The following is a 24,795-nucleotide window of genomic DNA, read 5'->3' as shown; positions in this document are numbered from 1 at the left end:
GGCTTCGACCGAGGTTTTTTTATGAGTGATAAGAAAGTGGCTTTACTTCATTGGCCAAACGTACTTGAGCCAAGACATCATGCGAATGAGTACTCTTCGTACAATTGAAGTGTGTAGGATGTCCCCATCGTGGTTGAGTACGACAGCTTGTCCTTGAACACCCATTGGTAGCTCATAGTCGTTAAGATCTTCGTCCAGCTCAATGATACCAACAGCAAACCCATGTCGTGCGAGCGTAGAGGCTGATACCAGCGTGCCATTGGCTTGTACTTCACCCTCGCGCATGGCTGGCAATACGCTTATTAATTTACCAGTAAAAACTTTACCCGGTTGCGAATCTAATATCATTTCGGCTTCTAGCCCTGGCTTTAGTCTGCGTAATGAGTTTTGCCAGAACATGCCCGCTATTTGACGTTTTCCAGTGTCAGGGATAAAAACCATTGATGGACGTAGCGGGAGTGTTGCAGCGCGAAATCCAGGTGCAAGTGCAATTTGTGTTGGTGTACCATTGGTTGGTGCTCGAACAAAGGTATTTTCTAAGTCAAGCTCCGCTTGTTTCACCACTTCAACCAACTGTGCCACGCGGGTATTTTCTCCATAGATATGCGATTCGGAATCAAGGCGTATTCGTTCTTGCTCTGATTCCGCGGCATTTAATGCCGATAGTGCAATATCCACACTCGCTTTTGCCGCATTATATAGCTCTTTTTGGCGTTCAACTTGACCGTCAGTAAATGGTGAGTTGTCTCCTCCTTTTTGATGCGCCTTGGCATAACGAGTGTAAGAAGAGAGTGAACGCTGCAAATTTGCTTGCGCTTTAGTGACGGCAGCCTTTGCTTTATCTGTGTTGGCAATAGCAGAGTTAAGGCCTTGGTTTTTCTGAAAGGCAACGCTTTTTTCTTCCTCTAAGGAGGCTTTTGCTTTACGTAGTGCTATTTGTTGCTTTTCATTTTCAAGGGTAAAAAGTAATGCTCCTTTTTTAACAGGGATATTGGCTTTTGCATGGACCTCTTTTACCGTTCCGGTAATTTGCGGAATAATAGGGACAGAAACAAATACTTCTTTTGAAAATTTGGCATAAGGGTGGTTGTAATTCATCGCGATCATGATGGTGCTTAGTATTGCAATACCACCTAAAACGGCTGTTGGTACAGACCACTTATTTAATGGGATTTTAAAGAGCTTGAAAATGGCAATACATATTGCGGTGTAGGTAAGAATAATTAACATATCCATAATAACTAGTCCTTAATGCTGTTTATTTTATTTTCTAAACTAGTCAATTCTGATCGTAGAGTTTCCAGTTCTGAATGAAATTGTTGTGTCTGTTGCGCGGTAAATCCCCAACCTGTACCGGGTTTGTATAGCGTTGCCCAAATCCATAGAAATGGCCAGATGGCGTGTAAGGTAAACAAGCTGACCCAACCTGCAACATGGATAGCATCTTGGTGTGGGTGATTGCGTTTGTGAGCGATTTCATATGGGATATCATGAATGACAATGATCCCGTAAAAAAGCGTTAAAAATACAAAAAAAACGAGGAATAGGGCGAAGTAATCTAACATAGAGATACCTAAATTTTTGATATTGAAGTGATGCGAATAGAACTAATTAACTTGGGTAGTAAGTAGGGGGAATTCTAAGTAGGGATAGGGGTGAGAAATACAGTAAAACTACTGAATGATGACAGACTGCTACGTCTGAGGTAATAAAATCACCAAAATAATGACGGCAATCAATTTACAATAAATAATGGATTTTGCTACGAAAGCAGAGGCTATAGTTTAATTTTGATTTGTATCAAAGAGTTATTGAAGAGCAATTAATAATCAGTAAATATACTGATTACCTAGAAAGTAGCATCTTAAATAATAAGTTCGACTTAAATCTAATCCAAGGTCTGAACTATGTTCCAAAAGAAAACCTTTCTACAACTTGCTGTAGGTGCAGCGTTGGCAGTAACGTCAATGACAAGCTTTGCAACGACAGATACTTCTCGTCCTAACATTCTCGCTATTTGGGGAGATGACATTGGGATGGATAACTTGAGTGCCTATACCAAAGGTCAAGCGGGTCACTGGACGCCAAATATCGACCGTATTGCCAATGAGGGGGTGTTGTTCACCGATTTTTATGGTGAGAACTCGTGTACTGCGGGTCGGGCAGCCTTCATAACAGGCCAGCATCCTATGCGTACTGGCCTGACAAAAGTGGGGATGCCGGGAGCAAAACAAGGTTCTAAATCTGAAGACCCGACGATTGCTACTATGCTAAAAGCAAAAGGCTATATGACAGGGCAATTTGGTAAAAACCACTTAGGTGATTTGGATGAGCACTTGCCTACAAATCACGGCTTTGATGAGTTCTTTGGTAATCTTTATCACCTTAACGCTGAAGAAGAACCAGAGCACGAAGACTATCCTAAAATGCCTTGGTTCAAGCAGAAGTTTGGACCACGTGGTGTTATCCATTCATACGCAGATGGCAAAATCGAAGACACGGGTCCATTGACCAAAAAGCGTATGGAAACTGTGGATGAGGAGTTCTTGACTGCCGCACTTGATTTTATTGACCGCGCACACGAAAAGAAAACGCCATTCTTCGTATGGTTTAACGCGACTCGCATGCACGTATGGACGCACCTTAAAGAAGAATCTAAAGGACTCTCTAAGCGTGGTGGTATTTACGGTGATGGCTTGGTAGAACACGACAATATGGTTGGTGAACTACTGGATAAACTGGACGAGCTTAAAATCTCAGATAATACTATTGTTAGCTATACCACTGATAACGGTGTCGAAAAACTATCATGGCCCGATGGCGGTACCGCTCGATTCCGTGGTGAGAAAAACTCTTCTTGGGAAGGTGGACACCGCGTGCCTGCCATGATGCGTTGGCCAGATAAGATTCCAGCAGGTTCTATTGCGAATGAGATTGCGGCGCACAATGACTGGATGCCAACCTTTTTGGCGGCGACTGGTGACACGTCTATTGTCGAGGATCTTAAGGCCGGCAAGAAAATTCAGGGAACAGAATATAAAGTACACCTTGATGGCTACAATTTACTCCCAGCGTTGAAAACAGGTCAAGCAACCACGCAGCATAACTTGGCAACCTGGCCACGCCAGTACTATATCTATGCAACGGATGGCGGTGATATTTCTGCGGTAAGGGTTGGGGATTACAAAGTGATGTTTAGCGTGAATAACTGTCATGGTTTAGAAACGTGGAACTGCTCGTTTGAAGAGCTGCGAGCGCCTAAAATGTACAACTTACGTCAAGACCCTTACGAGATTGCTGATCATGAAGGGATGTATACCAAATGGTATATCGAGCACTTACCGTACTTATATTTAGGCGCAGCGACGACAGGTCAGTTCTTACAAACTTTCCAAGCGTTCCCGCCACGCCAAGTACCCGGTTCATTTTCAATCGACCAAATCGTTGAAAAAATGAATATTTGGCAACGCGCTCAGTACAAGTAATTCCAATAGATATTTAAGGTTAGCCCGGTGTTGTCACCGGGCTTTTTTGTGCTTAAAAATAACAGAACTTTCTGGTTCGCAAGCAGTAAATTTACCGATTACCAGACTCACCTAGCGCGAGATAATAGCGGCTCGATTAATACAAGGAAGCGCTAGTCACACGGTATGTGAACCCAACGCGAGGCTTCAAAATGTCCCAGAAAACACAGTGTTTTGATCCATCTCTATCACTTAGTCTACCAGTTAAGAGAATGAATATTATGACGAAGCCTATTGGCTCTGCTTGTAATATTGATTGCACTTACTGCTATTACTTAAGTAAAGAAGAATTGTTGGGGCATGAAAAAGGTTGTAGCAGCCAAATGTCACCAGACATGCTTGAACACTACATCAAGTCATACATTGAACAGCAAAATTATCCTGAGATTGTGTTTCATTGGCAGGGTGGAGAGCCGACGTTACTTGGGGTGAATTTTTTTCGTGACGTGGTTCGGTTACAAAAAAAATACCGACCGAAAGGCGTGAAAATTGAGAATAATCTGCAAACCAATGGCACGTTGCTAAATGACGAATGGGGCAAGTTTCTAAGTAAAAACAAGTTTATGGTTGGGATTAGTCTTGATGGGCCTGAGATGATTCACAACACGTATCGCACGAACCGTTCTGGCAGGGGAACGTTCAAACAAACGATGAAGGGTGTTGAAATTCTACATAAGCATCAGGTGAACTTTGCAACGCTCACTTGTGTAAACAATATATCAGGTGCAAACCCTCATGAGGTCTATCGCTTTTTACGCGATGTCGTTCGCTCTCCGCAAATGCAGTTTATCCCTATCGTTGAACCTAAGTCTTTTCGTGACACTGCGCCACAGCAATGGCCGGAAGCAGACATATTGTTTCAAGGAATGCCAGAAACCGATCCTAAACACCCTCAATCTATTGTTGAGCCGTGGTGTGTTTCTGATGCTCAGTGGGGGCAGTTTTTGTGCACCATTTTTGATGAGTGGTTAGAGAATGATATTGGTCAGGTGAACGTCCCTTATTTTGAAGCGTGTATCGAGTCATGGATGGGGCGAGTCAATCCATTGTGTGTATTAGCACCAATGTGCGGTAAGGGACTGGCTATTGAACACAATGGCGACGTATTTTCTTGTGACCATTATGTTTATCCAGATTACAAGCTTGGCAATATTAATGATGCGGCATTAGAAGAGCTGCAGTTTTCTAAAGGGCAGCAAGAGTTTGGGAACGCCAAGGAAGGCACTCTTCCAAAACAGTGCAGAGAATGTAGTTACCAGTTCGCGTGTTTTGGTGAGTGTCCCAAAAATCGCTTTATTAAAACGCTTGAAGGTGAGCAAGGGCTTAATTATTTGTGCGGGGGGTGGAAACAGTTTTTTACTCATATCGACCCGTATATTTCGATGATTGTTGCCACTATGGCTTACCCCGTCCATAAGACAATTAACGCTGAAGCTATGAAAATTCGTTTTAAATAGGTGGAGATGAGGATGAAGAACATCGGTAAAATTTTGATCATAAGCCTGTTGTTGCAACTTTCCGGTCACGCTGTGGCACAAGACATTGAGCAACGTTTTCCTCCTCATCAGGTTGAGAAAATCCTTGCTCTCGCGTTCGAGAATAAGAGTATTCGTTACACGTCATTCGCGACACAGTTCAACTTTTGTCAACAGAAGCCTAAGCACTCTGAGTGTGGTGAACCTTATCAGGTTAAGCGCTCAAATTATCAAATCGCGAAAGGAAACCATGATGTGTTGGAGCAAGTTTATCATCAAGAAATGAGGGCGTTGGTGATGCCAGAAATGGCCTATCCAGATTTAGTCACGTCATTGCGCGAGCTGGCGTATCTAGAGCGAAAACCTCAAGCCGATCTTTTATATAAAGATACGTTGCACGCCGTCAATGATTGGTTGGCAATACATGATATGCCGCAAACGACAGAAGTCTATTTTTTACATGCGTTAATGATCAAAGCTGAGGCGCTTAATCAGCAAATCCGGGACGAGGAAACGTTTTAATGTGCCGAAGACAAGCGCGCCTGAAAAGCTTGGTTGTTACGTGGTTTATGGTGCTCGCTTGCGTTGTTGCCTTACCCATCTACGCAACGCCTTCTTTTGAACGTCATGAGTCTGTGCTTGCCGAGCAGTCACAAGATATTACCTTACCGATTGAACAACGTATTGCGGCTACGCAAATGTTGGGAAATTACACTGGAGCGAATGCCATTATTGCTATTGGGCGTGCGTCTAGATCAGCAACGGTAGAGCTACGATTAGCCAGTATTTATGCAACGCAGCGTTGGCAAGGCAGGGCTAAGTGGGATGTGGTCGCACCGCTGCTTAATGATGATGCTCCTGAAGTACAAGCATTGGCTGTTCGTACTCTCGCGCCACTTTGGCGTCAGGTGCCGGAGAGCTATCGACAGATTTTGAATCCGGCGATCGATGATCAATTGATGAAAGTTCGCGACACGCCTAATGGGCGTCTGGACACGGCGTGGTTTTATCGAATGCGTCAGCAATATACTGAAGCGGAGCAGCGACTACTGCTTGAAACGGAATTAAACAATCAACCAAATGTAGTGATGGCTTTGGCTGCACTCTACCAAGACACAAAGCAAGAGAGCCGATCGTTAGACGTACTAGAGCAGGGAGTATCGAGTTACCCGGACAGTTCTATGTTGCATCAGCGGCTAGCTCTGACCTATTGGCGGACTCAGCAGTATTCTGCTGCCATTGAGCACATGCAAGTGGCTTACCAGATTGAAATAGAGAGTGCCGCGCATGCTTATTTACTTGGTCTTATGTTGGCAAAACAACAGCCAGAGCAAGCCATAGGGTTGTTTGAGAAAGCCTACGGGCAACAGGCAGAACCTCAGTATCTCTATTCACTTTGTGAAACCAAGCTCGCGTTAACAGCAGAATCCGCTGCGTGTCTTAATGAGCTGAGTAAATGGTATCCAGATCCTGCATTACGCGCACTAACCGAAAAATATGATCATTCCAAACTATCTCTCGCAGAGGACCGATGATGACTCACGTTCCGTACATGCCTATCACTGAGCTTATTGAGCAGGTTAATGGCAATATTGTTGGTCAGCACCATGTGACCAAAGCAATGGTTATTGGCTTGATTACTGGTGGTCACATTTTGTTAGAGGGGCTGCCGGGCACAGCGAAAACGCGAGCGGTAAAAACATTAGCAGACACGCTAAACTTGTCATTTAGCCGCATTCAGTTTACGCCTGATCTTCTACCATCGGACATTACTGGCACGCAAATCTATCAGCATGAAGAGGGCAAGCTTGAGTTTCAGCCCGGTCCGATTTTTAACTCTATTGTATTGGCTGATGAAATTAATCGCTCACCTGCCAAAGTGCAAGCTGCATTACTTGAAGCCATGGCAGAAGGAACCGTCACTGTTGCGGGTGATTCAAAACCTCTGCCACAGCCTTTTATGGTGCTGGCGACACAAAATCCTCTTGAGCAAGAGGGGACTTATCCTTTACCTGAAGCACAGATGGACCGATTTATTATGAAGGTGTCTGTGGGCTACCCATCAGCACAGTCAGAAATGGATATTATCCGTTTGGTTCGCGGTGAAGATAAGGATAACGAACAATTACCGCTTGATGACGCGAGTGCTGAGCATTGGCATGAGCGTTACGGGTTAAGTACGCTCGTAGCGGCGCGTGAAGCGGTAAAAAACATCTATGTATCAGACTCGATTGACCAATATATGGTGGATCTTGTCATGGCCACAAGACTGCCAGATAGTTATCGACATAGTCACTTAGCCAACTGGATTGAGGTTGGGGTGAGCCCACGAGCATCAATCGCTCTCGATCGTTGCAGTCGTGCTCATGCTTATATTTCTGGGCGGGATTTTGTCTCTCCAGATGATGTCAGAGCGGTTGCGCCTTTCGTTTTAGGGCATCGTCTTACACTCAGTTTCGATGCGGTAGCGGAAGGTATCACAACGGCGCGTGTTGTTGATGAGCTGTTACTTCAAGTCGCATTAAGTTAGCGATGCCAGATTGTAGTGTGGTAAGTCGCCCTGAGGTAAACAGTTCTGAGGTAAATAGCGCTAAGGTAAATACTATGGATCCCAGAGTCGCGGTAAGTGTTAGTGATTTGATCATGACTAAGCAATGGAGCCACGCATTTTCTTTGCCGTCTTCAAATAAAGTCGCCAGCCGCTTAGCGGGTAGCCATCCATCGTCGTTAAGAGGAAGAGGGCTAGATTTTGAAGAGTATCGTCATTATCAAGCCGGGGATGATGTGCGTAATATTGATTGGCTGGTGACAATGAAAACGAATCAGCCACACGTTCGAGTACATCAGCAAGAGAAAGATCGAGCCGTGTTGTTTTGTGTCGAACAGGGTACAAGTATGTTCTTTTCGTCGCAGCAAACCATGAAATCGGTGGTGGCAGCCCAATTACTGGCTGCTTGCAGTTGGCAAGTATTGAGGCAAGGCGATCGGATCGGGGCTGTCGTCGTTGATGATGAATCGCTGCATTGGTTTAAACCTAGCCAGTCACAAAACTCACTATTACGTTTGTTTCGAACATTAGAAAGTCTCCACCTTAACCTCGTTTCAAATGCATGTAGGCGTCACTCTTTGCAGGGTAAACCTAATTTAAATCGAGCGTTGAATCGTATGCTGCTACAACGTACTCAAGGATCATTAGTGGTGGTCATTAGTGATTTTTTCGATTTTGACGACAACAGTTCTCGGCTTATGACTCAACTCAAACGTCACAATGACGTCGTGTGCTTGGCCGTGCAAGATCCTATGGAGCAAGCGCTCATTGTGAATGACACCTCGTATTTTAGCGACGGTGACTATCAGGTCATGGTGGATAGCACGTACCAGACAAAACTTGAAGCTTTTAACGCCACCCGTCAAGCGCATCAGGACAATATAAAGCAGCAGTTACAGTCGAAAGGCATCCGTTATATTCAGTTGGACACATCGGGTCATTATTTCTACCAGCTAACAGAGCAACTCAGCGGATGCGATCATGTCAAAAAATAACATACTTCTAAAAACGTTAATTGACCCAACACTGCCGCCTAGTGTTGATTTTTATCCTGAAACGGTTGGTTGGAAGTTGGTTTTAGTCATTGTTTTCATTGCTAGCGCAAGCGTGATGGTCCGGTTTTTACGGCGATATCGCTCAAATAGATACCGACGAACAGCACTCAAGGCAATAAGACGTTTATCGAAAGCTGACGCTAAAACTTACCTAATGACCATCAACAGCATTTTGAAGCAGGTCGCTTGTTATCGTTACCCTCATACCTCAGTCGCGTCTTTATATGATGAACAGTGGTTGATGTTTTTAACGAGTCAAACCACAGATTGTGACTTTACGACACCCATCGCTCGTCTTTGGCAGCGTCGCCTCTATACCCCGCAACCAAACAATGAGTGGACGTCGAGTGATTTAATGCAGCTTGAGTCGATGGCGTGTGATTGGATTAAATATCATCGTTAAGGGAAAGGTATGATTGAGTTGGCAAATCCTTGGTGGTTACTCTTGCTCCCTCTTCCGTACGGGGTGTATCGATGGGCACCAAGCTATCAGACAACAAAACAGGCGCTGTTGGTGCCATTTTTTGAGCGTTTGGTTGAATCGTTAGGTTTAGATGCAACAAAAGGAGCGGTGAGTCTTAAGCCGAGTCGCTGGCAGCATGTCTCTTTGCTGATGACTTGGATGATGCTTGTCCTCGCTGCCGCAAAACCGGTTTGGCTTGATACCCCGCAGACGCATCAATTAATTGGCCGAGATTTGATGCTGGTTGTTGACCTGTCCGGTTCAATGTCGGAACAAGACTTTGTCGATAATACCGGTCACTCACAATCTAGATTGGACGCGGCCAAGTCGGTTTTGCAAACCTTTAGTGAACGTCGGCAAGGTGACCGTCTAGGACTCATCGTCTTTGGAGACACGCCTTACCTTCAAGCGCCGTTCACCGCCGATCATCAGGCTTGGCTGACGCTGTTAGAGCAAGCTGAAGTCGCAATGGCAGGTGAAAGTACCCATTTAGGTGATGCAGTGGGTCTCGCGATAAAAACCTATCTAGGCCGGGCAGCGAATAACATGTCTGAAAAAGTAGTGATTGTTCTAACGGATGGCAATGATACCAACAGTCTTGTTCCGCCAATTGATGCCGCTAAGGTTGCTAAGGCTTATGGGGTCCGGCTGTATATGGTGGCGATGGGTAACCCCAATACAACAGGAGAGCAGGCCATCGACTTTGATACGATGAAAGAAATGTCAGCTCTGACGGATGCCGAAGCCTTTTTGGCCTTGTCATCGAATGAGCTTGATAACATCTACCACACTATTTCCGATCTGGAGCCAACGCTCTATCAGAGTTTTAGTTATCAACCCAAGACGAGCTTGCACGAGATACCAGTCATCATTGCGCTACTCAATTATTTGCTGTTTATGTGTTACCGATTGATAAAAGGCAGCAAACCGCGCACATCGGCTTCAGTGTTGAACAAAGAGCGTAACCTGTGAATATCGTAAACATAGAGATGTGGTTTGAGTCGTTTCACTTTTTACGGCCATATTGGTTGCTACTTTTCCTGCCTTTTATTGTGATGGTTTGCTTTCGATGGCAAAAACACGAGCAGGCGAACACCTGGTTGCTTGGGTTACCCTGTCACATAAGAAGAGTGTTGATAATAGGACAGTCTAAATGGCACCGAAATAGGCCGTTGATGGGCCTCACGGTACTCGGTGTGTTAACGGTCATTATCGCGGCTGGGCCTAGTTGGTATCGTCAACCATCTCCCTTTGCCGAAGATTCGACCCCGTTAGTTATTGTCTTAGACGTTTCAAGTTCAATGCAACAGACCGATGTCGCGCCTAACCGATTATTTATGGCCAAACAAAAAATCATTCAGCTGCTTCAACAGCGAAGCAGTGGCAAAGTCTCGTTAGTGGTGTTTTCGGGCAGCGCTCACTTAGCCATGCCACCGACATTAGATAGAGAAGTGTTTCACTCATTATTGGCAGCAATTCAGCCACAGATCATGCCAAGGGAAGGGAAATTTGTAGAGTACACGTTGCCCCTTATCGATGCGGAACTCAATAAGTCCTCAACCTCGGGGTCGGTAATATTGATGACTGACGGGATAAGTACGGCTGGATTGAATCACTTTCAGCGTTATTTCTCGACAAACCAGCATCAATTACTGATTTGGGGAATCGGTAGATCGCACGCCGATAGCACCGTGCCGTTGGAGCGGGAAAAGTTGTCGGCATTAGCGGAAAAGGTAGGAGGGCAATGGACGCCTTTTACCATCGAACATCGAGATGTGGATGCGATAGCGTCTCTGTTAGAGCAACACGCTAAATTTAACGGTGGTGAAAGTGAGCCTTGGTACGACTGGGGGTATCATCTTCTATTTCCTTTAATGTTGTTGTACTTATTGTGGTTTCGTCGTGGTTGGTTAGTGCAATGGGGGCTGGTGGTCGTTATCTGTAGTAGCGTTTACAGCCCTTACAGTTACGCCAGTTTCGGTGAGGTGACGTCGCAGGCATGGCTCAATCTCTGGTTTAGCAAAGATCAGCAAGGACAGCGCCTATTTAGGCAGCAGCACTATGAGCAAGCGGCGAGGGTATTTGAAGATAGTTATTGGAAAGCGATCGCCTTTTACTACGCGGCTGACTATCCAAGTGCTCAGCAGTATTTTTTAAGGATCGATAACGTTGACGCGCAGTTAGGTGCCGCTGCGGCATTAGCTCATCAAAGAGAGTACATTGCGGCGAGATCACTTTATCAACAGATATTGACACGCGAACCTGCCAATGTTGTGGCTCTGCATAATCTCGACCTTATGGTGAGTATCATCGAACACATTAACGATTTCTCTGAGGGGCAGCTTAGTAGTGGTGAGATGGAGAGCAGTCAGGAATTAGGTCAACAACCGCAAACAGCAGAAGGGGTGACACAAGAAGTGGACCCATCGTTATTAATAGAAGAAACACTTAGTGCAAAAGAATTGCTCAGCAATAAGCAGGCTCACGAAAAGTGGATGAAGCGTGTCGATAGTGATTTAGGGGTGTTTCTTGGCTATAAATTTCACCGTCAATTAGAGTTGGGATCAGCCACGAAGACGCTGACAGAGAGCGCCAATGACTGATTTATTGAATATGTGCGCGCGCGTGTTATTGGTTTGGATATTGATGGCAATGGCTGCTCAGTGCCATGGCAATGAGATAGCCAACTTAAATGAATCGGCAAAGGTGATGGTTTCTGCCAAGCTCGCATCCAATCAACCCGTCGCATTACATCAACAAGTGGTGGTTACCGTTGAGGTGGCGACTGATACTTGGTTTACGAAGGGCACAAAAGTCCATCGCTTCGAGGTTGAAAACGCACTGGTCGCAACGCGTAGCGCGTTTGCGGTGAATTCTACCCAGCGGCGCAATGGAAAAACGTATGCCGTCCAACAGTGGGATATTGTGCTGTACCCGCTAGCGACGGGTGAGCTGATTATTCCCAGTATTGTGGTCGAGCTGCAAGTGAAATCGGAGCAATCGAATATCTCAGGTTACCTAACAACCACTCCGATTAAGTTTGAGGTAATCAAACCCTCTGCGTTAATGAACCCGGACAATAGCTGGCTGGTTAGCCCGGATGTCACACTCGAACAAAAGTGGCAGCGTATTTCTTCGTTATCGGATGAAACCGAATTGTTGGTCGGTGATGCCATGATTCGTGAAGTGAGTATCGAAGCGTTACAAACCAGCATTATGTTCATGCCTGATAGGTTGATAAAAGAAGGCGCCAATAACGGTTATCAACGCTATCGTCAGCAGATCACGTTATCAGACTCCGAAAATCGAGGGCTGCATATCGCAAGGTTTAAGCGGCAATATACGTATGTGTTTGAACAGCCGGGTCGCTACACGCTACCCGCGATCGAGCTTTATCAGTGGCATCCCGATACTAATCAAATGCATGTATTAAAACTAGCTCCTATAGAGGTTGTTATTAAGCATACATTTGTCAGTTATGTTCGCAGTTATTGGCGGTGGATAATGACGGTGTTGATAGGACTGGTCTTGTCACTTTGCGCCTTGATTACACTCTGGAAACGCTATCAATGCGCTAAAAGGCAACACAAATTGCCGCTCTTTTGGCTGTACTTGTTAGCTGTAGTGCGGATGGAAGAGGTTGAACTTGAAGTATTACTGTTTAAAAAGCGGCATAGCCAAGGTCACTACCAACTCATGAGTATTTCTGCTGACACTCAATATCATCGATTAATTGCACGAATACAGGTTAAGCGATACGCATCAACAGTAGGTTTGATGGTCACTACTTTGTCGCGATTTGAGTGGCTATGGTTGTGGTGGCTGGTGAGTAATGGTCTTCGAACGCGTTTAGTTCGGGTCTAAGTTCGCGTTTTTAGACGTAGCGTTTAGTCTATTTAAAAACGATGCATTATCGTGTCGTAAAATGACAAGTGCGTGGATTGATTTTTGTTTATGGTGCGATGGCCTATAAAACAAGAAGAGATGATATGAAGAGTGCGACTCACAGTATTCCCCTTATTAGGGCAAATAGTTTGCACGATATAGGGGAGCTTTTTAAGGAGCAAAATCCTGACATTCACGCTCTGATTGCAAGTATCAGCGCTCCATTGGATGTTCAACAATGCCATCAAGATTTCCTACCTGAAGCGACACTACGTAGTCTTATCAGGGTCTTCGGAGAAAGTTGCTCGCCACAAGCGTTCATCATAGCCATACAACACGCTTGTAAGACGCGCTATATCCCCAGCGTGATCGCGCAGCTAAGCCAATATGGGCCGATGACGGTTAGGTCAGCGCTGGAACAATTTAATGAAATCATTAGTGACCACTCAAGTGGTGCCGAACTATCCCTCAAGCACTTTAATGGGGATGACTGGTTTGTTCGTGATAAAGAGGGCGTGTGTGAAGATTGGTTTAAATATGCGGAAGTGTTCTCAGTCATCTTTATGGATGAGTTGGTATCAGCGTTATCCGGACGTCGCCATTGGAATACATACGTGACATTAAGAAGCTCAGACATGGGATCCTTTATTACCTGTCCACAGCTGGCTCATATCCAATTTTTTACGCATCGCTCTGTAACAGGCATCCGTTTAGATGCGTCTATTCTGAATACCGACGCCTTGCTACATCGCTATCCTTCGAACCATGCCGCGCAAGTACTCCGCCCAATACCCATTCAGTTTGTTCCTGCCTTTAAACAGTCACTGCAACCTTATGTACGTATGGGTAAGCTGCCGCTGTCACAAGCATCAAGGATTTTATGCTTACATACCCGAACCATTCAAAGACGTCTGCATGCCGTGGGCCTGACATACCGTGATGTTATTGAAGAAATCGTTCTTGAGCGTGCACAAGATCTGTTGCTCAACTCTTGCTTATCCATAACGGCGATCGCCGCGAATATGGGGTATGGTGACTCTGCTAATTTTACTCGATTTTTCAAACGGAAAATGGCCATGACGCCTTCCCAATATCGGTGTCAAAAGAGCGCTAAAGCGGGCGTTATTCGGGATAGAAGATAAGATTGAGCTGGTGGCACGAAATGACAATTTTCCTCACGTTGAATTCCATATTATGAAGACACACAACGCAAAGAGAGAAATTATCATGACACATCGCTTTAATGAATATCGTTCACCACTTGAGCAATCGCTAAAACATTCGGTTTCTTACTTAGAGTCTTTGGCAGACAGACCGGTAGATAAAGGGACGAGTTCACAAGCATTACGGACGGCAATTGGTGGACGTTTGCCATTAAAACCGACTGACCCATCACAAGTCATCGATGACATGGTGAAGAATGTTGATGCAGGACTTATCGCGTCAGGCGGTGCTCGCTTCTTTGGCTATGCGATCGGCAGTTCATTTCCTGCATCACTCGCTGCAGATTGGCTCGTGAGCGCATGGGATCAGAACGTGCCGTATTATGTGTCGAGCCCAGCAATGTCAGTGGTAGAAGAAACAGCAGCAGACTGGATGGTTGAGTTACTGGGGTTAAGCCAAGGCACCGCGGTAGGCTTTACCTCTGGTGCACAAGAAGCCATTTATACCGGATTAATTACGGCTCGAAATACCTTACTTGAACGAGCTGGCTGGGATGTGGCGACACAAGGTCTTTTTGATGCGCCAAGGATCAATGTGGTCGTGAGCGACCAAATTCACTCTACCATCAAACGCGCGCTTTCTATGATTGGCATTGGTTTGGAAACCATTATCACAGTGCCGACGGATGATAATTTGCGGATTATTCCAGATAATCTCACTGAAACTATCGGGCTGCTAGAAGGGCCAACCCTCGTATGCGCACAAGCAGGGTGTATAGATTCGGGCGCATTTGACCCGTTTAATGAACTGGCTGATGCAGTAGAAGCGCACGGTAACGCTTGGCTACATGTTGATGGCGCGATTGGATTATGGGCAGCAGCAAGCGATAAACAAAAACACTTGCTCGCGGGTATCGAACGCGCTGACTCTATTGATACCGATGGACATAAGTGGTTCAACATGCCTTATGACAGCGGCATGATTGTCGTAAAAGATGCGGCGGCGTTGTCTAAAGCAATGGGCGGCAGCAATATGGGTGATTACCTCAATGATGCGATGGACAAACCTGATCGTAATGCGATTAATTTTGGTATTTCTGCGTCTCGACGTGCTCGTGGTGTGCCGGTTTACGCGGCGTTTAAATCACTTGGCAAGGAAGGAATCGTTGAGCATATTGACCACTGTACCGATTTAGCAAAACGTATGGCGAACACACTGGCAGACATAGATGGGATTACCATTCTCAATGATGTGGTGTCTAACCGATTCTCTGCCCAGTTTGGTCATGGCGATGACGAGTATCGTAATGAACTCACCGCGCGTGTGGTCCATAGGTTGCAAGAAGAAGGCACGTTATACCCGTCAACATCTGGATATAAAGGGCTGAAAACCATGTTATTTTCTGTCTTGAGCTGTCATACCTCTGTCGCCGATATTGATTTGTCGGCAGAAAAAATTATTGAAGCCTACTTAACGGAACAAGAGTGCATGAAGGGTTCGATACGTGGGTAAAATGATACGTTGTTAGATAAAATTAAAAGCCCCAACGCTAGGTTGGGGCGTTTGTGTATCGATGATGGCACATAGCAACGATTAGTCGATTACGCCTGCGCGTCTGGTTTGGTTCCTTTTACTTTTTCGCGCATAGACTGAAGCATCACGTAAAAGACTGGCACCAAACACGTACCGACGATAGTGGCGGCAATCATGCCACCCATTACTGCGTAGCCCAAGGAAACGCGGCTTGCAGCGCCAGCACCTGTCGCAATAACAAGTGGGATCACCCCAAGAATGAACGAGAACGCCGTCATGAGTACCGCTCTAAAGCGCAATCGAGCGGCTTTCACCGCAGCATCCTTGATACTCATACCTCCTTCTCTCAATTGCTTGGCGAACTCCACAATCAAAATTGCGTTTTTACAAGCAAGTCCAATCAGCAGTACCAGACCAATTTGAGTGTAAAGGTTGATATCTGAGCCCATAATCCAGATGTAAACAAAGGCGCCTAATATGGCAACCGGGACAGCTAACATAACGGAAACGGGTACTGTCCAGCTCTCATATTGCGCCACTAAGAATAGGTAGGTGAATATGAGTGCCAAACTAAAGATAAACGGGGCGAGATTTCCTGCTTTGAGTTCTTGGTATGTTTGCCCAGACCATTCATAGGTATAGCCGTTAGGGAAGGTCGTATCGGCAATACGTTTTACTGCTTCAATGGCTTGCCCAGAACTATACCCTGGGGCTGGGAAGGCATTCACTTTTACTGCGCCATAAAGGTTAAATTGGTTTATATACTCGGGTCCAAGTTTGGGTTCAACGGTAACCAGAGTATTGAGTGGCACCATATCCCCATCCTTATTGCGAATATAGAACTGAGCGATATCGAGTTCAGAATTTCTAAATTCGGTTTCAGCTTGCATGTTGACTCTAAATACTTTCCCAAAACGGTTAAAGTCATTGACATACATAGAGCCAAGCATGGTTTGCAATGTGGTAAATATACTGCTTAGTTGGACGCCTTGAACTTTGGCTTTTTGTCGATCCACATCAACAAATAGCTGAGGTACATCCGCTTGATAGGTGCTAAACGCAGCGGTGAGTTCTGGCTCTGTTGTCGCTTCAATAGACGTTGCTCGCATGACGCTTGCTAAGCTTGCAGGTGAACGGCCTAATGTATCTTGAATATAGAACTCAACACCCGACACCGTACCAACACCCGGTAGGGCAGGAAGCGAAAACCCAACTGCCTGAGCTTCACTATAACGAGCAAGGACGCCATTAGCACGCTGAACGATCTGTGACTCAACCAGTGATGGGTCTTGTCGCTCATCCCAGTGAGAGAGGATCACCACCATTAAACCTGCATTCGAAGAGACAGCACCTGAAATGATGGAATAACCACTTGCAGAAATAACGTTCGTTACACCTTCTATTTGGTTAAGGTCATCCACCATTTTGGTCATGACTTCTTTGGTTCGGTTTATGGACGCCCCGTTTGGTAGTTGTACGTCAACGAAAAACGCTTTTTTGTCTTCGGTGGGTACAAAACCTGATGGTAAAGAAGTGGCAAGTAGCCCGGTCGCTCCAATTAGCAGAGCGTATACCACCCCAACTAACATCAGTTTACGAACCATGCCGGATACGAAGCCCGTATACTTATCGGTTGCCTTGTCAAACACCTTGTTAAATTTGGCGTGGAACCCTGACTCATGATTTTTGGGCGGGCGCAATAAAGACGCACACAGCGCAGGGCTGAGCGTCAGTGCGTTGACCGAAGAAATTAATACCGCAATACAAATAGTAATGGAAAATTGTGCATACATTTGTCCGGTAATGCCCGGCATGACCGCTGTCGGAGCAAACACCGCAAGCAAAACTAGTGTTGTGGCGACAACCGGTCCAGTCACTTCTTGCATTGATTTTGTCGTTGCATCGACAGCATTTAACCCTTCATCTTGCATGAGGCGAGTGGTGTTTTCGACCACAACAATAGCATCATCTACCACAATACCGATGGCGAGAATCAGTGCGAAAAGTGACACAGTGTTGATGCTCATACCCGTCGCAAGTAGGAAGGCGAAGGTACCAATGAGCGATACGGGAATCGCAATCGCAGGAACCAAGGTTTGCCGAATATCTTGCAAGAATATATAGACAACAAAGATAACTAACGATACTGCGATGAGCAGAGTCTCGATCATCTCATCAATAGAGGTTTCGACGAACTGGGTTGTGTCATAGAGAACCTTGTAATCCATATCTTCTGGAAACTGTTCTCGCAATCGTGACAATTCTTCATGAACGCCTTTGGCAACTTCTAACGCGTTAGCGCCACTGGCTTGGTAGATGAACAAAAGCGCTGAGGCTTTGTTATCGAGCATGGCTTCGGCATCGTAACTTGCTGCACCGAGCTCAATTCTTGATACGTCTTTTAGGTAGACGGCGCTGCCATCTGGATTGGAGCGAATAATGATTTCTTCAAATTCTTCTGGATGACTCAAGCGTCCTTTGGTTGAAAGGGTGTATTGGAACTGCTGATCCCTTGGTACTGGAGCTGCCCCAATTCGTCCCGCAGCAACTTGTATATTTTGCTCTTGAATGGCAGCAATGGCTTCTTCTACCGTAATATTTAGGCTTGCCATACGAGTAGGGTTGAGCCAAATACGCATCGAATAATCCATACCACCGATAATACTGACTTTTGAAACGCCATTAACACGGGCAAGGTTGTCCTTAATATTGATGCCCATATAGTTATTGAGAAATAGATTGTCGAGTGATTCGTTGGGAGACACTAGGTTTAGCATCATTAGGATGTTCGGGTCTTGTTTCTCAACTTTGACACCGTTTCGTTGAACCTCGGACGGCAGTCGAGGCATGGCTTGCTGCACTCGGTTTTGCACGTTGACCTGAGCCATATCGACATTACTGCCGACTTCAAAGGTTACACTCAAGTTGTAGCTGCCATCGTTAGCGCCTTTGGACTCCATGTAAATCATGTTTTCCACGCCATTCACTTCCGCTTCAATCACTTTTGCGACCGTATCGGCGACGACTTCGGCGCTTGCTCCAGGATAGGAGGTGGTGACTGATACCATCGGAGGAGAAATGTTAGGAAACTCCGCGACCGGTAATACCGGAATAGAGAGCAAACCCGATAAAGTCAAAACGATTGAAATTACAAACGCAAACTTGGGGCGATGTATGAAGAACTTACTGATCATAGTGGTTCCTTCCTACTTGTCTTCAGAGAACGGTTGCACGGTGTCCATTTCGTGCTCGACTTCGGCGCCTATTCTGGCTTTTTGCAAGCCTTCAGTAATGATGAGTTCACCTTTTTCTAGACCTTTTTCTACCTCCCAATCAATACCATAGCGTTTTCCGAGTTCAACATTTTTGCGCTTAACGATACTGTCTTTATCGACGGTAAGAATATATCGCCCTTGCTGATCTTCTTGCACCGCTTTTTGAGGAACCAGCATGACTTCTTCAACGGCAGGTGCTTCGATAATCGCGGTCACATAAAGCCCGGGAACGATGATATGTTCTTTGTTAGCAAGCTCAGCGCGTACAGCTAACGTGCCCGTGCTTGCATCAACACGGTTATCAATAAAGTCAATCATGCCGACTTCATCAAACATGCTGCCATCGGGAAAGCGCAATTTAATGGGGAGGTCTTCGATTTTATAATTTGAAGTAGATGACTTGTGCGCGCGTTGCGCGTTAATTAGCACTTTTTCAGGAAGCTGAAAGTTGACCCAAATTGGCTCCATCTGTACAAGATTCACTAACTCCGTTTGATCGGGGATGATTAAGTCACCAAGAAAGACTTCGGCACGACCAATTCGTCCACTAAACGGCGCGTAGATTTTAGTGTAGCCAAGTTCTAATTTTGCGTTGTCTAATTCGGCGTTAGCGCTTTGCAGTGCCGCGGCAGTTTGTAGTTTTTTCGATAAAAGATTGTCGTAATCGGATTGGCTAATGTATTTATCTTGTATTAACCCTTCACCCCGTTTGAAATTCCTAACCGCCGTGTCGTAAGCGGCACGAGATTGTGCAACCAAGGCTTTCGCCGCTTTCAATGCCGCTTGGTATTGCTCAGGATCAATTTCAAATAACAGTTGGTCTTTTTCAACGTTACTGCCTTCTTCAAAGTTGGTTTTAAGTAAATTACCACGAATTTTTGCCTTAATTTGGATATCTTGCGTGGCTTCTGTACGCCCAACAAACTCTTCGGTTGGCGTAATTTCTTTAACGATGACTTCGAGTACTTTTACGCTCGGTTTAACCGCCTCTGGAGCGGGAGGGGCTGTGTCACAACCAACAAGAATAACAATAGGTATAAAAAGGGCAGAGACTCGAGTAACGAAACGCTTGGCGCTTGGAATGTAAGACATAAACAATCCTTTGTTTGTAATTAGTTAGATAGTTATCAATTAAGTCTATATCACGATGAGAAAAAGGCAGGCTCATTTTGCGCGTAATAACCCATATTTGTTAATAAGTTACGTAATAAAGGAGTGCAACGTGATGCGGATGGTTGGATAGTTAATATTTTTAGTTGTGTTGGGGTTAGGTAAAGAGGAGAGCAATCATGAGTTTAGCTTGATTGGTTGACTTGAGCATCATTAGGATTACCCCCGGAAGGGTAAGGGTGTCGTTGATATAACGGGGCGACTTGCGTGCCATTCAAACTAGGGTGACGAGGTTATTCGCGATATCGAGGACTAACGAGATAGGGGATTAGCTACGATTTGCAACGGAATCACGGGTGATGAGTCTTCCTGTTGTCAGCGGTTTTGTGGCGATAACACGATCATTTAAGCATGCATCCAGTTGATCCATCGCGTCATCGACAATTTGTTGGGAAGGGTAACTAATACACGTCAGCGGAGGATTAAGTTGGCTTGCTAATTGAGAGTCCTCTAAAGAAATGATGGAGACTTCATTCGGTGTCGCAAGATTAAAGTTACGCAATAAATTCATAGCCACGGCCGCTTGGCTGTCACGCATCACAACGATAGCGGTAAAGGGGTGGTAGCTGTTAAGTAGTGACATTATGGCTTGTTCACTATTACCATTTGCACTGACAATTAGTTGGCGATTGATAGGCATTGATGAGTTTTGTAATGAGGTTTTATAACCGTCGAGGACTTGCTGTGATGCACTTCCTTCGTCATCCACAATGATTGCAATACTAGTGTGACCTTTACTGGACAAATAGCGACAAGCGCTTTCTGCCGCGAAGCGGTAATCATAGCCAATTGCGGCTTGGGCGTTAGATACAGCACCATCGATCGCGATGATGTTTTTGTCTTGAAGAGTAGAAAGATCACCGCCGAGAGTAATGATTGCATCGCAATGACGTTGGTTTAGCTCATCAATACAGCGTAACTGTTCTTCTGCCGATTCTGAAAATTGAACCAGCATGTGTTTACCTTTTGCTTTTAGTGCTTTGGCTAGAATAGGGAGGTAAGTTGACACTTGTCCTGCATCATTAGAGGAAAGTATTACTCCGATATAGTCAGAACGCTGATTCGCGAGTGTCTGTGCTGCAGCATTGGGACGATAGTTAAGTTCTTCTGCAGCGCGCAATACCGCTTCTCTACTTTCGGCTTTTACACCACGACTACCACTCATTACCCGCGATACGGTCGCTTTGGAAACGTTGGCTAGTAGAGAAACATCGGTGATTGTCGCCATTAAATTACCCTTTTTTCTATCAAATTTCATAGTTTGGGCAATCGGTTCCCAACAGTTTCGTTATTGTACTCTTTTACCGAGGAGTATCTCAAGTGTTGAAATCGGTAATTGTTTGATTCGAAAAGGCCACTTGTTATGGGTTGAGCAAGGTTACCTTGATCGATTTTGGGTAAAACTTGCAACGCGCCATAACAAGTGGAAAGACACCGTCATGCTGCTGAGCGGTATCGTTGAGCATAAATAGGTTTATGGCAATAAAGGGGGTGGGCGCTACCTGCTATTTAGCTTCGATTTTTTTATGCAAATCAATCATTTCAGTGACAAGCTCTTTTGCTAGCATCGAGGTCATTAAGTGATCTTGGGCATGAACCATAATTAATGTCATTTTGGTTTTGCCTGTCCCCTCATCTGCTTCAATTAATTTTGTTTGCACAAGGTGCGCTTGGTTGGCGAATTCTTGTGCTTCTTTTAACAGGCCATCGGCTTCAGTAAACTCGCCTTTTTTGGCGTGTCGTAGGGCTTCGTAACACAAGCTACGCGATTGCCCTGCGTTGATGATGATGCCCATAACTTGTTCTTCTAGATCCATATTGTCCATGTTGCAAACCTTAATTGTTTTGTTCTTGATAGTGCGGAAGACGGTGCCACCGCACTAGAGTTTATCGGTAAAGAAGTGAAATTTAGCGCTGATTAAAAGCCATTGTTTTGTGAGACTTGCGCATACCATTCACCGCTCTTTTTCACTGAGCGCTTTTGAGTTTTAAGATCAAGTTGGTAGAAACCGTAGCGGTTTTTATAGGCGTTCGCCCAAGACCAGTTGTCGATGAAGGTCCAAAGGTGGTAACCGAAACATGCCGAACCTTCTTCAATACCTTGATGTAACCACTCTAGGTGACCTCGGATAAAGTTAATGCGGTAGTCGTCTTGGATTTGACCATCGACTAGGAATTTCTCTTCGCCCTCAACGCCCATGCCGTTTTCTGATATGTAGCAAGGCAAGTTACCGTAGTTTTCACGTAAGTTAGTAAGGATGTCATAGACGCCTTTTTCGTAAATTTCCCAGCCACGATGAGGGTTCATTTTGCGCCCTGGCATTTCGTAGTAATCAAAGAAGTGCTCTGGCATAAATGGGGCGTCAGGGTGAACAGCATTGTCGCGCGCTTTCACACGTCGTGGCTGGTAATAGTTCACGCCAAGTACATCAATCTTACCTTTTGCAATTAGCTCACAATCACCCGGTTCAACGATTGGCATTTGCTCGTGTTGCGCTAATAACTCAATTAACTCTTGAGGGTATTCACCTTTTACACAAGGGTCTAAGAAACTACGATTGAACAGCAGATCACAAACGTTTGATGCTTTCAGATCGGCGGGGTTTTGCGAGCGTGGGTAAGAAGGCGTTAGGTTTAAAATGATACCTATTTGACCATCACAGTTCATCGTTCGGTATTTATCAACGGCTTTAGCGTGTGCAAGAACGGTGTGATAAGCAACGGTTGCAGCGCGTTTAAAATCAACAACATTAGGGTAGTGGAAGTCGTATAGGTATCCGCCTTCAACGGGTACAATCGGTTCGTTAAAGGTAAACCAACTTTTCACTCTGTCGCCGAATAGCTTAAAGCAGACTTCGGCAAAGTGAGCATAGGCATCCAACACTTCACGGTTTTCAAATCCACCGATGTTTTGCATCGCAAGTGGCATATCAAAGTGATAAAGACAAATGAAAGGTTCGATGTTTTTGGAAATGAGTTCGTTGATGACATTGTTATAAAAGTCGACGGCCTCTTGGTTAACCTCACCTGCTCCATCAGGGATCAGGCGTGACCAAGAAATAGAGGTTCTAAAGCTATTGTGGCCAATATCCTTCATCAACTGAATATCAGCTTTGTAGTTGTTATAAAACGTTGACGCATCCGTCGATGAAACGTCGTTGTGGAATCGATTTGGTTGCTCTTTGTACCAGTGATCCCAAATGCTTTCCCCTTTGCCACCTTCAAATGATGCGCCTTCGGTTTGAGTAGAAGACGCTGCGCTGCCCCAGCGAAAGTTTCTTGGAAATGAATAGTTCATGATGCGTGTCCTTTGAGAAGGGCAAGTGATTTGCCCTTATTTGAGTCGTATTAATTCAAGTCAATCAGGTTATGCTGCAACAGGTTGAGCGTCTGATTCGGGCTGTTTCTCTTGGTCTCTTGCTTCTTGGTCAAGCAATGTTTTTTCATACGCTTTTAAGAAAGGTAGATACATGATTGCGGACATAGCCATACACATGAAGCACAAGATGACAGGACTGAAGGCCCAGTTTGCCGCCCAAGATGCACCGATTGGTCCTGGTGTTGTCCACGGTGTTAGGGATACAACACGCTCTACGAGGCCAAAGTCTAAAGCAAACCATGCAAGCGTAGCGTTAATCATTGGCACCAAAATGAACGGTAGAAAGAACACGGGGTTCATGATGATTGGCGCACCGAATAAGATAGGCTCATTGATGTTAAACATTGAAGGCACACTGCCCAGTTTACCTATTGTTCTTAGGTGGACCGCTTTGCTACGCATTAATAAGAACGCAAGTGGTAAGGTTGAACCTACGCCACCAATTAGGAGGTAGTGATCCCAAAAACCTTGCACAAAAATATGTGGAATCGCTTCGCCAGCGGCCATTGCAGCTTGGTTTACTGATAAATTGGCCATCCAAAATGGATTCATGATGCCAGTGACAATTAGTGCGCCGTGGATGCCTGCAAACCAAAGAATTTGGCAAACCAACACCGCTAATAAAAGTGCGGGTAATGAATCTGATGCCGCAACAAGCGGTTGAATAAGAGACATGATCGCTTCTGGGATAATCATGCCTGTTTGAGCTTCAATAAAGAGGTTCAATGGATGCAGCGTTAAGATGATAGCAAGCACAGGGATCAATATTTCAAATGAGCGCGCCACACCTGTTGGTACCTCAGGAGGAAGCTTGATTGTAATATTGTTTCGCTTCAAAAAGGCATAGAATTCAGTAGCATAGATGGCGGTGATGATTGATGTGAATATGCCTTGGCCAGAGAAGTACTGCATAGAAATCGTGCCGTCTTGGACGGGGGCGGCCACCAGCAAGAACGCCATTAATGCTAATAATCCGGTGGTAACAGGATCCAGGTTGTGGTGTCTTGCCAGACTCGAGCCTATTCCGACGGATATGAATACGGTCATTATTCCCATACTCAGGTTAAACGGAAGAATCAGATGTTCGCGATAAGTATCTGAAAAGCTTAGCCAGGCCTGTGCGAATCCAAAGGTCGTATCCGGCGAAAAAGGAGGAAAGATAAATACCAGCATGAATGAACCAACAATCATGAAGGGTAGGGCGGCGATAAAGCCGTCGCGAATAGAGGTTACGTATTTTTGCTGACCAATTTTACCCGCAACAGGCGTGACCTTTTGCTCTATTATATTGACCATTCTATCGTATATAGCGCTCATTATTTTG

General features: G+C 45.2%; 20 protein-coding genes. 12 read left to right on the top strand and 8 right to left on the bottom strand.

Features of this window, described 5'->3' with window-relative positions; all coding sequences use genetic code 11:
* Window positions 1–42: 42 nt before the first annotated feature.
* Both L4D05_RS09370 and L4D05_RS09365 read right to left on the bottom strand, forming a co-directional pair.
* Window positions 43–1,236, bottom strand: a complete 1,194-nt coding sequence (locus L4D05_RS09370; protein WP_428793757.1) for an HlyD family secretion protein — start codon at window positions 1,234–1,236, stop codon at window positions 43–45.
* A gap of 5 nt (window positions 1,237–1,241) precedes the next feature.
* Window positions 1,242–1,565 (bottom strand): DUF3302 domain-containing protein, encoded by a 324-nt coding sequence (locus L4D05_RS09365; protein ID WP_428793756.1) that lies wholly within the window; start codon window positions 1,563–1,565, stop codon window positions 1,242–1,244.
* A gap of 342 nt (window positions 1,566–1,907) precedes the next feature.
* Between L4D05_RS09365 and L4D05_RS09360 the strand changes: the two genes are divergently transcribed.
* From L4D05_RS09360 to L4D05_RS09305, 12 genes are all read left to right on the top strand, one after another.
* Window positions 1,908–3,485, top strand: a complete 1,578-nt coding sequence (locus L4D05_RS09360) for an arylsulfatase (protein ID WP_428793755.1) — start codon at window positions 1,908–1,910, stop codon at window positions 3,483–3,485.
* Between the two features lie 191 nt (window positions 3,486–3,676).
* On the top strand, window positions 3,677–4,981 hold the full coding sequence (locus L4D05_RS09355) for an anaerobic sulfatase maturase (protein WP_428793754.1): 1,305 nt from the start codon (window positions 3,677–3,679) through the stop codon (window positions 4,979–4,981).
* Window positions 4,982–4,993: 12 nt separating this feature from the next.
* On the top strand, window positions 4,994–5,521 hold the full coding sequence (locus L4D05_RS09350) for a hypothetical protein (protein WP_428793753.1): 528 nt from the start codon (window positions 4,994–4,996) through the stop codon (window positions 5,519–5,521).
* On the top strand, window positions 5,521–6,534 hold the full coding sequence (locus L4D05_RS09345; protein ID WP_428793752.1) for a tetratricopeptide repeat protein: 1,014 nt from the start codon (window positions 5,521–5,523) through the stop codon (window positions 6,532–6,534). Before L4D05_RS09350 ends, L4D05_RS09345 begins: the two co-directional genes overlap by 1 nt.
* On the top strand, window positions 6,534–7,529 hold the full coding sequence (locus L4D05_RS09340; protein ID WP_428793998.1) for an AAA family ATPase: 996 nt from the start codon (window positions 6,534–6,536) through the stop codon (window positions 7,527–7,529). The genes L4D05_RS09345 and L4D05_RS09340 overlap by 1 nt, the downstream gene beginning before the upstream one ends.
* Before the next feature lie 74 nt (window positions 7,530–7,603).
* Window positions 7,604–8,542 (top strand): DUF58 domain-containing protein, encoded by a 939-nt coding sequence (locus tag L4D05_RS09335; RefSeq protein ID WP_428793751.1) that lies wholly within the window; start codon window positions 7,604–7,606, stop codon window positions 8,540–8,542.
* Window positions 8,529–9,005 carry a DUF4381 domain-containing protein gene (locus tag L4D05_RS09330; protein ID WP_428793750.1) on the top strand — a complete coding sequence of 159 codons (477 nt, stop codon included), beginning with the start codon at window positions 8,529–8,531 and terminating at the stop codon, window positions 9,003–9,005. Before L4D05_RS09335 ends, L4D05_RS09330 begins: the two co-directional genes overlap by 14 nt.
* Before the next feature lie 9 nt (window positions 9,006–9,014).
* Window positions 9,015–10,037, top strand: coding sequence for a VWA domain-containing protein (locus L4D05_RS09325; protein ID WP_428793749.1), 1,023 nt, complete (start codon window positions 9,015–9,017; stop codon window positions 10,035–10,037).
* A 203-nt stretch (window positions 10,038–10,240) separates the two neighbouring features.
* A complete protein-coding gene (locus L4D05_RS09320; protein ID WP_428793748.1) occupies window positions 10,241–11,668 on the top strand; it encodes a VWA domain-containing protein in 1,428 nt (475 codons plus the stop codon).
* Window positions 11,661–12,929 carry a BatD family protein gene (locus L4D05_RS09315; RefSeq protein WP_428793747.1) on the top strand — a complete coding sequence of 423 codons (1,269 nt, stop codon included), beginning with the start codon at window positions 11,661–11,663 and terminating at the stop codon, window positions 12,927–12,929. Before L4D05_RS09320 ends, L4D05_RS09315 begins: the two co-directional genes overlap by 8 nt.
* Window positions 12,930–13,054: 125 nt before the next feature.
* Complete coding sequence (locus L4D05_RS09310) at window positions 13,055–14,092, top strand: helix-turn-helix transcriptional regulator (RefSeq protein WP_428793746.1); 1,038 nt, start codon at window positions 13,055–13,057, stop codon at window positions 14,090–14,092.
* An 85-nt stretch (window positions 14,093–14,177) separates the two neighbouring features.
* Entirely contained in the window at window positions 14,178–15,626 is a 1,449-nt protein-coding gene (locus L4D05_RS09305) for a pyridoxal phosphate-dependent decarboxylase family protein (RefSeq protein ID WP_428793745.1), read from the top strand.
* A gap of 89 nt (window positions 15,627–15,715) precedes the next feature.
* Here L4D05_RS09305 and L4D05_RS09300 read toward each other — a convergent pair whose 3' ends face one another.
* The 6 genes from L4D05_RS09300 to L4D05_RS09275 all read right to left on the bottom strand — a co-directional run bounded on the left by L4D05_RS09300 (window position 15,716) and on the right by L4D05_RS09275 (window position 24,788).
* Entirely contained in the window at window positions 15,716–18,841 is a 3,126-nt protein-coding gene (locus L4D05_RS09300; protein WP_428751384.1) for an efflux RND transporter permease subunit, read from the bottom strand.
* Between the two features lie 12 nt (window positions 18,842–18,853).
* On the bottom strand, window positions 18,854–20,014 hold the full coding sequence (locus L4D05_RS09295) for an efflux RND transporter periplasmic adaptor subunit (protein WP_428751383.1): 1,161 nt from the start codon (window positions 20,012–20,014) through the stop codon (window positions 18,854–18,856).
* 346 nt (window positions 20,015–20,360) lie between these two features.
* Entirely contained in the window at window positions 20,361–21,320 is a 960-nt protein-coding gene (locus tag L4D05_RS09290; RefSeq protein ID WP_428793744.1) for a LacI family DNA-binding transcriptional regulator, read from the bottom strand.
* Between the two features lie 277 nt (window positions 21,321–21,597).
* On the bottom strand, window positions 21,598–21,918 hold the full coding sequence (chbA, locus tag L4D05_RS09285; RefSeq protein ID WP_428793743.1) for a PTS N,N'-diacetylchitobiose transporter subunit IIA: 321 nt from the start codon (window positions 21,916–21,918) through the stop codon (window positions 21,598–21,600).
* A gap of 92 nt (window positions 21,919–22,010) precedes the next feature.
* Window positions 22,011–23,390 carry a glycoside hydrolase family 1 protein gene (locus tag L4D05_RS09280; protein ID WP_428793742.1) on the bottom strand — a complete coding sequence of 460 codons (1,380 nt, stop codon included), beginning with the start codon at window positions 23,388–23,390 and terminating at the stop codon, window positions 22,011–22,013.
* Between the two features lie 69 nt (window positions 23,391–23,459).
* Window positions 23,460–24,788 carry a PTS sugar transporter subunit IIC gene (locus L4D05_RS09275; RefSeq protein WP_428793741.1) on the bottom strand — a complete coding sequence of 443 codons (1,329 nt, stop codon included), beginning with the start codon at window positions 24,786–24,788 and terminating at the stop codon, window positions 23,460–23,462.
* Window positions 24,789–24,795: the final 7 nt, after the last annotated feature.

Origin of the sequence: Vibrio nomapromontoriensis (genome assembly GCF_050337205.1) — a bacterium.
GTDB classification, from domain to species: domain Bacteria; phylum Pseudomonadota; class Gammaproteobacteria; order Enterobacterales; family Vibrionaceae; genus Vibrio; species Vibrio nomapromontoriensis.
The sequence above is the reverse complement of the archived record's forward strand: the minus strand, read 5'-3'. Positions and strand labels throughout refer to the sequence as shown.